General features: G+C 65.4%; 4 protein-coding genes. All 4 read left to right on the top strand.

Going from position 1 to position 14,400, the window contains the following annotated elements:
• The first annotated feature begins 79 nt into the window (after positions 1-79).
• The 4 genes from ACW2Q0_RS03990 to ACW2Q0_RS03975 all read left to right on the top strand — a co-directional run bounded on the left by ACW2Q0_RS03990 (position 80) and on the right by ACW2Q0_RS03975 (position 14,036).
• Positions 80-1,465, top strand: coding sequence for a hypothetical protein (locus tag ACW2Q0_RS03990; RefSeq protein ID WP_457186241.1), 1,386 nt, complete (start codon positions 80-82; stop codon positions 1,463-1,465).
• 22 nt (positions 1,466-1,487) lie between these two features.
• The gene (locus tag ACW2Q0_RS03985; protein ID WP_457186239.1) at positions 1,488-1,898 is read left to right on the top strand and encodes a YbaB/EbfC family nucleoid-associated protein; all 411 of its coding nucleotides are present in this window, start codon (positions 1,488-1,490) and stop codon (positions 1,896-1,898) included.
• 106 nt (positions 1,899-2,004) lie between these two features.
• Positions 2,005-3,651: a hypothetical protein gene (locus ACW2Q0_RS03980; RefSeq protein WP_457186237.1), complete on the top strand. Its 1,647-nt coding sequence runs from the start codon at positions 2,005-2,007 to the stop codon at positions 3,649-3,651.
• The gene (locus ACW2Q0_RS03975; RefSeq protein WP_457186235.1) at positions 3,648-14,036 is read left to right on the top strand and encodes a WXG100-like domain-containing protein; all 10,389 of its coding nucleotides are present in this window, start codon (positions 3,648-3,650) and stop codon (positions 14,034-14,036) included. Before ACW2Q0_RS03980 ends, ACW2Q0_RS03975 begins: the two co-directional genes overlap by 4 nt.
• The last annotated feature ends 364 nt before the right edge of the window (positions 14,037-14,400 follow it).

Raw genomic sequence — 14,400 nt, 5'->3', positions numbered from 1 at the left:
CTCCTTCCCAGCGCTGGGAAGGATCGACAATGGGGCACCGGGCTCGCCGGTGCCCCATTGCTCGTATAAGGAGGACTGTTTGGCGGACCAACCACGCGAACCAGCCGCCGAGCAGCAGCTCGCCGATGCGCTGAAAGCGCTCGGACCGACGGGCTGGCAGCGAGCGGACGCGGTATTCGCGGTCACGGTGGTGGGGGAAGTCGGGCAGCTCGCGTACTCCGTCGGCGACCAGGTGGTTCCGCTATCGCCCCCGGAGTCGGTCCTGACGCTGGTCCGGGAAATGCGCGCACTCGCGGCCCGATCCAACGGCGGACCGTGGTGGCGGATGCTGGTCGTACTGGCCGAATCCGGCGCGATCGATATCGATTACGACTACGGCGTGCAGCCGTTCCCGCCCGGTCAGCTGTTCGCGCCGGAGGTGTATCGCGCCGACCTCGCGGCATACCCGCGTGCCGAGGTACCGGTGTGGTTGGGCGCCTATATCGGGCACGGCGACCGCCAAAGGCGCACACCGCAACAGGCCGCCGCCCAGGCGCGCGCCGATCGCTCCGGTCAGGTGTGGGCGACGCTGGCGGAATACGAATTCCCACCGTTCCCACAGATGTGGGCGCGCTGGGCGACGATCGCCGCGGCATTCGTGGCCGCCCGATCCGAGCACGGTCCACGGATGGAGCCGTGGACCGGCGTGTTCGAGGGCTCGGCATTGCACGGGTCGACGCTGCACGCGCTCCCGGCCGGACGGGCCGTGCTTTCGGGCGGGGTGTGGAATGCCCCCACGCTGGACGCGGTCTACAACGGCGGTGAGCCGATGCCGAATCTCTATGCGGGCGCACCGGATTGGGTAGCCGATCCGGTGCTCGACCCGCGCGCCGCATCGGGTCTGCTGTCGTTCTGCTATTGGTGGGAAGCCGGGCGCTGGTATCGCGGGGCGTCGCCGTCGGCGGAGGATTGTGCCGTGGCGGTGCCCGGTGTGTGGACCCGCGAAACCGTGCTGGGTATCGTCGCCGAACTGCTCGGTTCAGAGCCGAATCCTGGTGCACGGGAAGCTATTCCCGCACTGCTGGCGGCGGCCGAGAGCGGCCGGGTCACGCGCCGCGAGCTCGTGACTGTATTCGGCGAAGACGGCCGGTTCGATATCGACGGTGCTCTCTACCAGTACTCGCTGGCCGGATTGGCGCCGCCGACGCCTGAGCCCATGCACGCCGCGGAGGCGATCTCTCGGGTACGCGATTACATCACCGGGCGCGTCCTGGACACCACGGGATATCCGCTGGAGCAGTTGGTCGCCGATCGATTCAGCGTGGGTTGGATGGTGCATGTACCGGTGCCCGCCGGGATGGTCGCGACCGATCGGGCCATCTTCTATCTCGGCGACGACGGCGTGTTGGAGCAATCGTCGTCGTCCATCGATCCGCCGGTCTACACCGCGGACTTCGAACGGCGATATACCGAGCGCCACGGCTGACACCCGAAGGATGAGGTAAGTCATGGACCGTTGGGAACGAGAAGGGCTGCGCTCGGCCAACTTCGGGATACGCAATCAGGTCGACCACATCCTCGATGCGCTGGCCGAGCAGCGCGCGCAGCTGGCCGAGGTTCGGCGGCAGCTCGACGCCGCACGGTATTCCGCCACCTCACCCGACGGTCTGGTGGAAGTGACGGTCGACACCGCTGGCATACTTGCCGACGTGCGGTTCACGGCGGCCGCCATGCGCAGTACCACCGAACAGCTCGGCCGGTCCGTTACCGAGGCCGGGCGTGCGGCGGCTCGGCGCGCGCAAGAGCAGACCAGGCAGATGCTGGCCCCGGTCGCCGCAGCCGCCGACGCGATACCCGACCTGCCAGATCTGATACCGGGCGCACCGAGCCTGCGCGAAGCCGAGCGGCACGACGGATAACCCGCCCCTATTCCCAGATATGGGAAGAAGATTCGGTGGAAGTAGGATACTTCGCCAGGCAATAGCCTTCTCGGTTTCGCTGGTGAGGGTTGAAGGGTTACCGGGCATGGGCCAATCGCTGCATATCGATCCGGATCGCGTGCATGCCCTGATCACCCGGCTTGCCGATGTCGCCGAATCCGCACAGCGAGATCTCACCGAACTGAAAAGCACCCTCGCCCGCGAGGGCAAGCCCTGGGGTGACGACGAGCCAGGGAAAATGGTCGGCGATTCCTATGAGCCACAGGCGAAAAAGGGGCTGGAGGGATACCACAACCTGGTCGAGAATCTACGTGGGTTGAGTAAGGGCATCGCCGATGCCGCCGATGCGTTCCGCGACCAGGACCAGCAGGGCGGCCAGCAGATCCGCACCATCGGTGATACCCCGATCGACTCGAACCGGCCGGTGTACTCCGGGACGAACCCGGTGTGGCCGAGCGCTCAGACGCAGCCGACCGACAGCAGGTCGGACACCGACAATCAAACCGGAACACAAAACCCATCGGATGGCACCGCTCCCAGCTCACCGGCCGAGTCGAACGACATACCGAGTACCTATCCCCAACCGGAGTCCGCTGGCTATAACCCGGTCGGCGGCCCGGCAGTCACTCAGCCCTCGTACCCGGATTCGGATACACCACAGGTGCGGCAGGACGCACCGCAACAGCCCGAAGCGGATACCCCGACCGAAAACGGCGCGAATACCGCGCCACCGTCGGCCGCCAGCAACTCGGTCCCGACCGCCGCAGGTTCGACGCCGCCCGCTGCCACTGCACCACCCAGTACCGGCGATTCCGCGTCCGCTGGGAAAGCCGCGGGCACACCGTGGTCGAGAATGCCGTCCTTGTCCGGCACCCCATGGTCCGGCGCCCGCTCCGGCAGTCGCCCACCGGGACAGATCTTTCCACCACAGTCCCGCCGCGGGCGTGCGGCGAACCCCACCCCGTCGAAACGAGAGGATAAGTCCCGCAAGAAGAAGCGCGAATCGCTGAAAGCCCAGCACATCCAACCGCCGACCGATGCGGCGGCATTGGCCGCGATACGGGAACTCGCCGATCGACACGGCCTGCAGCTCGTCGGCTTCGATACCTCGGGGATCGGACGAGAGATGGCCGCGCAGCTGATCGCGGCCGTCGACGACATCCTCGGCAAATATCCGATCATCGAGCTCGGCGGGATCGAGATCACCGAACTCGGCGACAGTCGGATATCGCGGGTGGCCCGGGACAGCGCGAATGGCGGGCCGGAAGCGGCGACCACCGGGCAGTGGATCCTGCTGGACCGCACCCTCGTCACGAACCCGGCGCGACTGCGCGAAAAGGTTTATGCCGCAGTAAAATCCGGGGATTCAGTGACTGGATCCGAAGAGCGGCCGATGTATTCGACAATCGTCGGTGATCTCGGCCGGATCATGGAGGGTCACGTGGACCAGCGCACCAGGAAGCTGGCGCAGCGTTGCCTGATCACCGAATATGAGCGAATCAACGGCCCATGGGACTCCGATGACACCCTGGCCCGGATCATCGGGGGCTACCGGCGGTGGCGAGACCAGTTGGGCGGCAGCAGTGTCATCGAGGGTCGGTTCCAGCCGCGCGCGGCTTTGGTCGCGGCATTCGCCGAGGTGGAGTTGCGTGGCGATGACGCGTGTGGTCCCGCGCGGGTGTTGTATCGGCTGCTGGTCGAGGGCACCAGAGAGCGATCGACACCCCGGTGAGTGTGCCGATCCCAGCCCATTTCCCGGACTGGCTGACCCGCTGGGTGATCGGCCACTTCCCGGTCGGTGATCCCGACCACATCCGTGCCGTGGCCGACGCCTGGGCACGCTCAGCCGAACATCTCACCGTGACACTGCGCGAGCTCGAAGAACTCTTGCCGGAGGTAGCCGCGGCGATCCAGGGCGAGACCGGCGAGGCGATCCATAAGCAGCTGAAGATCGAGATCACCAACACCGGCAATCAACGAGACTTCGCCAACGCGGTAGCCACCCTGCTCTACGACTCCGCCAACGCGATCGAGCTCGAGCAGTACATCGTCATCGGTATCGCAGCGGTCCTGCTCGCCAACCTGCTCATCGATATCGCCGCACCTGCCAAAGCCATCGGCGACCGCATCGCCGCCGACGCCGCCGCCACCACCGCCCGCCGCGAAACCCTCACCTTCCTGTTCCAACGCATCGCCGCCTTCCTGGAACGATTCCCCGGCGCGGGACTCGCCATCCGCGCGGCCATCATGGGCGCGGTCTCCATGGGAGGTGTCGTCAGCGGCGCCCAATACGCCCAAATCCTCCAAGGCCACGGCAAACCCGGACGCCGCACCGACATGGACTGGGGCCAGGTCTGGGTGGCAGCGGCCGCCGGGTTCGCCGGCGGCCTGGCGGGGTCGATGGCTACCCGCGCGGTACTGCCCGCACTGACCCGCATCGGAGCCAACGCCACAGCACCAGCCGCACGCGCAACCGGACGCGCCGTGGCCATCATGCTCGCCAGCGCCACCGGCGGAGCCGCCGGCGGCGCCGCCGGCGCAGCCACCATGTCCGCGCTCACCCACAGCAAACTCGACCTCGCCCAAATGATCCTGATGGGCGCCGGCAGCGGCGTTGTCGCTGGATTCGGCGCGGCGATACGCGCCACCCGAGCCATAGGCGCCGCCCGGCCACCCGAACAAACCGTGCCCGACATCAACCTGTCCAGCAACATTCACAACGATGGACTCACGGTCCGACCAGCACCTGAGGCCACGCCACACGTAAGCGCCGACACACCCCGGCCACATCAGGAGACCATCCCCGAGACGAGCGGATTCCACGACGGACTCCCGAACCAACCAACATCAGCAGCGGCCCACCAGCCCACACCCCCCTCCACCACATCGGGCACACCCACACCACCAGCCCCGCCCTCGGGCGCGTCGTCAGGCAAGCCGTCACCACCAGCCCCGACCTCGGGAACACCGTCGTCACCGACCACCACCCACACCGCCGGTGAAGGTCAGGCATTTCGACCGCATGAAAAACTAATTGCCGAGATCAACGAGATCGGCGACGGCGTCTTACGCGATCTCGGCCGAGGCGAAGACGGCGGTACCCCGCCGTCTTCGCCTCCCCCCGAAGCGCCACCGGGCACACCCAAGTCCTCGCCGGGGTCCCCCGGAAAGTCGTCCGAAGCCAGCCACGGCTGGCGCTCCTGGGACGACGCGCTGCGACAACTCACCGAGCAGGGATCCGGATCCTTCGGGCCCGCACCGCACGAGACCATAGCCACACCGGGAACCTCCTCAGCGACCAATCACCCCGGCACTGCCCAATACCACCGCGGTCGACCCGATCCGACACAGATGAACCTCGGCGGGACCATCACCGCCGCCGAAGGCCAACCCAGCGCCACCACACCCGGCTCGGTGCTGACGATGAGCCCCAAACCCCATACCGAGCACAACAACACCCACGTCGGCACCGTAAAAGAGTTGGGCGAACCCGGCAATGGGGCCGCAGGCACAGCGGGACCACCTGTCACACACGGGGATTCGCCGTCCGGCGGCGGACCGGGTTCGCAGTCCAGGCCGACCGCGCACGGGCCCGGCGAGCTACCGCCCGAACCCGACGACAGCAGCATTGTCCACCTGGACTTCTTCGACTACGAGCGGGTTACCGGTGAACCCGCCACACCGACCAATAGCTCCCCTGCGGCGACGCCGCACGAGGCCAGCGCCACACCGGTCGAACCGATGCCGAGCAACGAGCCCGCTTCGACGCCGCCACTCTCGACGGAGACGAACAGCCCTACCGCCCAGGTGGGTGCAACGCCTGACACCGGCGGCGCACCGGCACCCGCACCGGCCGCCAGCCCACAGGCAAACGCACCCCTCCTCCCCGCCACCCCAGCACAACAGCCCCACGCCAGCCCACAGGCTGCGCAAGCCAACCCACCGCAACCCCACGCCACACCACAAGCCAACCCACCGCAACCTCTGGCCAACCAGCAAGGGGCACAAGCGAACTCGCCGCAACCGCCACACGCTGCGACGCCGCTTTCGGGCGCTGCTGCGAACAACCTTGCAGCCCATGCGATCACGCCGGGAGTACTGGCTGGCGCAGCGGCACTCAGCGGACATGAGCCGTCGAATCACAATGCCACCGACGAACTCTCGGCACCCGTGCCTGCCATGTCCGGCGGACAGCCCACGGGCAACGACCAGACTTCTAGCGATCCCAAGGAATTTCCGGACCAGGACGAGATCGGGACCGTCGTAAAACCCCCGATGCCCAGCTACGTCCCGGCACTCCCGCAGGTCGACGAATACCCGAACAACGCACCGGACGAATACACCAAACCATCCGGAACCACTTACAACATCCCCGGCCAACCGGACGTACCAGATGGCCCACCCCCCAACGCGATTCCGATCGTCCCGCACCCGACCACACCAGCGATTCCCGATACCGGATCTGCCATACCACTCACCGACCGACCACAGGTCCCGATCCCGGACACGGCTATCCCTGGCGCGCCCGCCGAAGAAAATCGGGACGGGCAGAAGCCGCTGGTACACGATTCCGAACCACCCCTGCCCCGCCACTCCAACAACCCGGCACCACACCTGCCCGCCCAACCAGCCGACCGCCCCACCGAACTCACCCCACCCGCCCACTACGCCACCACACCCGACCCCGGAACTCCCGGCGCCCCAACTGATCCCACCGCCGCACCGCAACTCGACCGCCACGGCACCAACTACATCCCACCCCTCACCACCGAACCCACCCGCGGCGGCGTCCCCTCAACCACCCCCGCAGGGCCCCTTCCGCAACCGGTAGCTCCGGCACGCCCGGTCCCGATGATGGCCCACGCAACGAGGGGCGAGGACCCCGACAAGAAACCCAAAAAACGCAAACCACGTCCCGAGGAGCAACCCCCACCCCCACCCCCAGTGCCACAACCCGCGGCAGACCCACCACCAGCACCCCTACCCGCACCGGTTCGGGTGCCGCGGGTGTCGGCGCAAAAGCGCACCCAACCAGCCACACCACTGTCCGTGGCACGAGCACGCGCGACGATTCGCGAATCGCTCACTGCCGAAGCCGAAATCGTCGCCGCCGAGGCGATGCTCGACGCTCTGATTCGGACTGCGGAGGGTCCGGTCAATGTTCAGGTGCGGCCGCACGGGCCCGAACGTGTTCGGGTCGAGGTGGTCGACCAGAGCCGGACTCTGCCGGTACGTGATGAGCCGCACAAGACCACCGGGGAGGTGGTGGCGACCGAGGCGGGACAGGTCACCGAACTGTTGGACCGGTCGGGACGGTGGGGCTTCCGATTGCACACCAACGGGTCGCGCGCACGGTGGTTCACCGCCGGGCCTGACGATTCGGCGGCCGCCGCGTCGGAACCCGCACTACGAATGACGTTCGAACGCGGCCAGGTTCGTCGGGGCGTGTCGAGGGCGCGCAGGGAGGTCCGCGAGTTCCTGTCGCAGAACACACGCCTGCCCGAGCCGACGATCGATGCGGCAGTGCTCGCCTTGTCGGAATTGCTCGGCAACGCGGCCTTGTATGCCGAGCAAGGAGGTGCGCAGCTCACCATCGATGCGGACGATTCCCGCATACGGATCAACATCACCGACACCTCGATCCGACTGCCGAAATGGCAAACCGAGAGCAACGTCGAAGCGGTCGACGAGGTCGCACCGTCTCCCACCGTCAACTCCGCCGACGTGGACGCATTGCTGGCGGGATTCGCATCGGCGGCGGCACTGGAATCCGGCCGGACCGACCCGGACGAACTGGGGGACCGCGCGGATGGTGAGCACGGGCGCGGCGCACGGATCGTGACCGATAGCGCTCAGGCCGTCGGCACCGATGTGACTCGGCACGGCAAGACGGTCTGGGTCGAATACCGGACCCCAAGGTCGGACAACGTAGGCGACGCCGCCGCTGCCGAGTCATGTCCAACTCCGACTGAAGCCCCAGACCAGCAGCCACCGTCGCAGCCCGCCACACTGGCCGGCGGATCCGATGGAAGTGCCAGGCGGGGCGGAGGTCCCGCACGTCAGCGCCCGGAATCGCTTCGGCTGGACGACGAACGACGTACGCACATCCTGGACGGCGATGCGACCGGCGGTGGACACCGGCACGGCACCGGTAAACCGGGCAAAACCGAATTCCCGGCGGACTGGGACGACGACAAGATCATCGAGGTCACCTGGGCCGTCGCCGAAGCCTGGAGCAACCCGCAGCTGCGCGAGTCGCTGGACGGTAGGACCGGAGCCACGCACTTCTGGCAGCTCGAGGATGTCCATGAGGGTGTTCACGTGGTCGTACGAGTCGGCGTGGACGGACGGATCCTCACGGCCTGGCCGGCGTGGGGCCCCGGGGTGATCAGGAACCCGGCACCGCAGCCACCACCACCGCAGCCACCGACCCGGGTTTCGATCAACCGTCGGACCGTTCGCAAAGTGCTGGTCAGTCGCGGCCCGAACAGTAAGGCACCGGGATTCGCCAAGTTTCCGGCCGATTGGGTCGAAGACGAGGAAGCTTTCATGGCCATCGTCGCGACGGCGGCCGAGCATGCCATTCACAACGACGCCTTCGCCGAGCACCCCGACCGACCGAATCGTCAATGGCTGCTGAACTGCGAATACGACGGCGTCACCTTCGTCCTCGATGTCGATGCCGAAGGTCGAGTGACATATCTGTGGCCGGAAGCCGGTCCCGGAGTTACCTACAACCCGCCCACCACGCAACACACCAGACAGACCGATACGACCTCCGCGCAGACTTCGAGCACCGCGAAGACGCACGAAAGCGACTCCAGCACAACGAGTTCCGACTCATCAGCCGTCAACCATGAAACCAATCGCACAACACCGCCCGGCCGCGGAACCGGTGCGAGCGGAACCATCGGCGGGCCCCCCAGCCCGGAGACTCGGTTCTACAACGACGTCGATCCAGCCGCCGATCACGGATTCATCAATCGGCGCAGGGGTGACGCACCTTGGGTACTCAATAACTTCGGCCCGGTCAATCCCGGCCCTCAGAAGCCGAGCAACCCACCGACTTCGGGCACAACACCCGAGACCGCACCCAGCGAACAGGAAGACCCGGCATACAGAGCCGACCCATCTCCCGCAGCATCGACGCAACCGCAATCGGCCGATGCCACGCAGACGACCCCAACGGCCGACGAGGACACCGTTTCGGGCACGATCGTCTGGGACGAGCCCGAAATACCCGAGAATATCCGCAATTCCGATCCGACTTCGATCGCCGGATTGGTGGTGGGCGCGCAGGTCCAGCAGAACTTCCTGGTATTGAAGGCGGTCGAGGCTCGCGGACCGGAACACCCCGCGTTACGCAAACACCTCAGGGCTCCGTACACGGTCGGTATCGAAATCGACGGCCGCACGGTGGATTGCCTCGTCAATTACCGCATTTACGACGACGGCCGCCAGCACGTACTGGTCGTATTCGGGAACATGGAGGCCGACGATCCGCTCGCCGACACTCTGCGCGAAATGATCATCGCCGCATTATTCGATCGACTCCCGGCCGGAGTGATAGAGCTCCGCGAGCATTTTCCGACAGGTGCCGATGTACGGAATCTCGAGGCACGGGCTTATCGAGTAGCAACGCTTCGCGATGAGGCAGAACCACAAGAATCGCCAGAGCATGCCCCAGGCGAGACCACCGATGCGGACGAGGGCCTGAGCATCGATCGATTGCGGACCCTGCGCGCAGCGGTCGAGGCTGAACGTGACGACGCGGCATCCGATCCAGACACCGCGGAACTCGCTAGGCGGCTGGACCAGACGCTCGCGCTGATCAATGAGTTGCTCGCGGCGCACGAAGAGTCGAACGCGCCCATCCCCGCCGCCCGGCGACGGTTGCTGGAACAGTTCGCGGCCGCGGTGGCAGTGTGGTTGGACCGGGCGGACGAGGCGTATGACGCTACGACACAGGACCAGGAGGCTCGCCGCGAGGCCACGCCTGCGGCCGCGCGAGCATCGCAGGCGAGAGCGCAGCAGAACCGTTTGCAGGACGCACGTCGAACGCTCGCCGAGGTCTGGGCAAGGCTCAGCGCGACGCCGACAGATGCGCTGACGAGAGCCGCCGATACCGGTCTGCTGCACGGGCTCGATATCGAACGCTTGAGACTGGTGTCCGAACTGCTCTTCGCGGAAATGGTACAGGCGGGCCAGGCTGCCGATGCGTCGGATGCGGTGGACGAAGCCGCAGCGACACAACGTTACCGGGCGCTTCAGGATACGTTCGCATTGCTGGAGGAATTGCTGGCCGTCGCGGAGCAACCGAATACCGTAATCGGCCAGTGGCGACTTGCGTTGCTGATCGAGCACTACAACGCGACCGCAGAGCTATTGATGGCGGCCATGGATGCCGCCCACTCCGAAACGAGCGCAGCCGCAGCCACCGAAAGCGAGCGGGCGGTAGCCGAGGTTATCGCCGCCTACCAGGCCGCCGATCGGAAGGTTCGCAACCTTCGCGCCGACCTCGACAACCCCCCGGAAGAACCGCCGATCTTCGCCGACGAACCAGACGACGGAGGCGACAGTGGTGGCGGCACCACAACGCGCCGGCCCGATACCGAACCCGACGTGGTTGTGTCCGATGGCACTCACACGGCTGCGTCCCAAGTCCCAGCCCCGTCCGGCTCGATCGCTTACCGAGATATCGGCCGGGTATTCGGCGCCAACACCGCATCGATGGCCGGAACGGTGACCCGCGTCAGCAGTGACGGTTCGAATTCCCTTGTGCTGCAAGCGATCGAGGGTCGCGGTCCGAGCCACAACGAACTTCGAGAAGAAGTCGAAGTTCCCTTCTTGATCGCGGTCGAATACAAATCGATGACGGTGAATTGCAATATTCGGTACCGCAATCATGACGACGGGAGACTGCACGCCTGGGCCTGCTATCACAATCCGGATCTCGACAACCCGGATTTCGTTGCCTTCCAGGCCATCGTCGATGACGCCCTGCTGAATCGGTTCCCGGGCAGAGTGATAGAGATCGAGGACTGGCACCACTTCGGCGAGAGCTGGCTGAAACCCGACACCGTGCGTTCTGACCAGCGACAACTCGGCCCGCGGGCCGCAACATCGAGCGCGGGACGAGCCGCCGCGACACCGACACCGACACCGACACCGACAGCAGTCACCGACACCCGCTCTGGAGTGACCTACCCCGATGACACTGCAGCGGACCGTACTCCCCCGAACACCCTCGCACCAGATCCGTCACGCGAGAGCCTCGAACGCACAATCCGGCAAGTCTGGGACGGACAGGATTCCATCAAGTCCGAATCCGACGTCTACTACCTGCATCTGATCGCACCGACCGAACCGAGTTCGGTCACCGATCCCGAATCTCACCTCAGACAAGTCGTGGGCATCCTCGCCAGTCGGCCGCCAGGTCAGCAGACCGCCTTTGTCCAGTCGAGAATGCTCGGTCTCTCGGAGATCCATCCCGATGACGTCGATGTAATCTCCGGTAACCCGGGCAGCGTCGGCTTCATCCAATTCCGGCGACACGATGCCGATACGCAGAGCAAATTCGTCGTCTATTGCCATCCCGTACCCGACACATCACCTACGGTGATGAACGAAATTGTGCACGAGGTTTTCGACCGGCCGGATGAATTTCCAGGTGTCGTCTGGGCAAAGATCGCTGGTCCGAACACGTCGAGAAACGACTGGATTACCATCCGGGTTGCCGAGTTCGAACAGGCCGAGTCCCTCGCCGCTTGGCTGGCGAACTATCAACAGCAACACCCGGGCCTGTTCCTGCGGTCCGTACCGGCCCTGTCTTACCCTGTCGCGGATGGTGTGAGTATCGGTTTCAACCCGCCCGGCAGAGATAGTCGCGGTGCCCTTGCACGACGCGTCATATTCGACGCGCTGCAGGCGACGCGGGCAGTCGGCGGCGGTTTCGCCGTATTCCGCGAAGGCGTGCTCAACGGTCTACGAGCCGCCGGTGTAGACCCGGAACACCCTTGGCTGCCGGTCGATTCGGCGTACCGCGGCCTGCGCCCGACCGCGGCCCGGCCGCAGGCGGAGCGGTCGGGCGTTCGGACTTCCAGCGGCACTGCGGGCCCCGCACGTCGCCGACCGGCCGGACCGCGTAACACTTCGCTGCTGATGAAACACTTGAATTCGACGTCGGGTGACCAGCTCGACGGACGCTCTCCCACCGACGCTTCCGCCCGAGAACCGGTGGCGCCGACGCCATGGAGCAGTCCGAAGACTCCCTGGTCCGAAAAGGGCGAGCCGCAGCCCGCGGCAGCTGGCCCGACCTCGTCTCCCGACGCCGACTCCACAGTGCCGAGAGCAACGGATCCGACCGCGCCCACAGATTCAGCCGAAACCAGCGAAACCGATTCGACAACTCCGAGTTCCCACCACGAATCGACAGCTCCTGAGAACGAGCCCGCATCGTCTCCGACGAACCTGCCCGCACAGCTCGGCACAGCGGATGGCAACCAATCACATCGGCCACTCGATGCGGCGGCCACATCCGAAGGACCGTATGACCGCAGAACCACCAGTCCGTGGTCTGGGCGCAGCGCCGAGTCGCCCACATCGTCACAGCGTCGTGCACAGGCGAAACCTGCCGGAGGCAGTGACCGAAGTGGAGCCGTTACACCCGCGAATTCCCTCGTACCCGAGACCGAAGGCGACAAACCATCGCCATCTCACCCCGCCGACGGCCCAACACCGAATCAACCCCCCGCCCCACAACCACGGCACCACCCCCGCATCGGCTGGGGCGACGGAGTCCCCGACCCCGACGCCCCCTGGGACGGAGGAGAATTCGAATTCACGCCCGCACGCAAGCAGGCACCTCGACTCGGCGAAGTACGCATGGATGGTGGCGGCGCGCAGCGCGGAAACCCCGTACCCGATCGGCCGGATGCGATCGCCGCCGAGCCCGGCAACACAGCGGCGGATACACCGAGCCCGCAATCGCAACCGGCCGGGGCGCGACCGGTTTCGAATACGCCTTACGGTCCGGATGAAGTGCGGTCGCTCACCGCTTTCGCCGCCCAACTCCCCCTACCCTTCGATATAAATACGGCATGCACGAAGAAGGCGGAAGCCATTCTCTCCGAATTTCTGAGAATCGGAGTGGATCGGAATTCCTTAGGGATAGCACGATCATTCGCACCGAATCTTTCGGCCGATGGATTGGAGTGGGCATATCGCACCGGTGCAGTGATGAAGAAGGATGCACATACCACGGCGTCCTTTTCGGACCGCATCAGAGCAGGAATTGGAGTTGTAGACCTCGATAAGCGTGTGGTCGAATTCGATGGAGCGCGTTTTGCCGGAATGAACATCGGCCCGGTCGAACTGATCGTCGTCAGTGCGACCCCCACCGACGAGCAGATGGCCACCGACGAGTCGTTGAGTTACAGCGAACAGTGGCTACTTCCGGCGCCGGGCGAGTATCACAACCCTTTTTACGATTCTTTCTGCAACCACGTGGCCGCCACAATCGAGATGCTCGGCGCCGACGGCGAGCTGACCACGATGGTCATCGACCCTTCATTCGAACCCACCCGGCCGATGACACTGACCGAGTGGAAAGACCGTCAGAACTACTCCGAAGCGATTTTATTCACGAACAGCATGACCGACCCCGCATGGGCGCCTTTTCAGATACGCACCGAACTGATGTCGGACCATCAGCTCGGCCGATACGAAGCGATACGCGAACAATACGCAGATCTTCCCGAAAACGAAATATTGTGGCTGTTCTTCAACATGCAGCCCGATGATCCGAGGCGCAATAGCAGTCCAATGGCCTGGCCGGAATACGATCGTTACGCCGGTTATCTCGATCAGTACTCGTACTCGTTACACCTGCGGTCGACAATTCTTACCGGAAACAGCCTGGGGATAATTACGGCCGGCGATTCGCCCGGCTACGCGTTTAAATGGCTCGCGCCGGTATGGAGCTATCAGAAGTGGCTCGAGGCGACCGCACATCCAGAGAGCGCAGCCGATACGCAAACCGCGATCGAGCCGACCAGCGAGGCTCCCGCACGTCGTAGACGATCAGGGCGGCGGCTTGCACACCGGTGGCGATGGTGAGGCAGTAGCCGATCGGGTCGGTGTCCGGATACTCCGGTGGCCGGACGGTGTAGAGGTAGCAGTACCCAATTGCTCTGCGTGGCGGCGGATCTCGGCTGCATACCGCGGCGCGGCCAGGCCGGACACGCCGGTCCGGACCAGGCCGACGGCCTTGGGTTTTCGGTCCGAGTGCCCGAGCGAGGTCAGCGTTGGACTCTTGCTATATCAATCGCAGCTCGATGACAGCGTGCTGCTTTTCGCCGAGTTCGGCGAGGCAGCCAGCGAAGGCATCGGGATCGTCGTCCCGCGCTTCCTGGACCACCGCCAACGGTTCGTTGCTTCGCCATGACTGACGGCGGCCTCGGCTGCCACGTCGTCGGGAATA

This window comes from Nocardia citri (assembly GCF_054065835.1).
The sequence above is the reverse complement of the archived record's forward strand: the minus strand, read 5'-3'. Positions and strand labels throughout refer to the sequence as shown.

Coding starts and splice junctions, on each gene's coding strand:
- ACW2Q0_RS03985 (WP_457186239.1), top strand. CDS start 1,488: ATGGACCGTTGGGAACGAGAAGGGCTGCGCTCGGCCAACTTCGGGATA.
- ACW2Q0_RS03980 (WP_457186237.1), top strand. CDS start 2,005: ATGGGCCAATCGCTGCATATCGATCCGGATCGCGTGCATGCCCTGATC.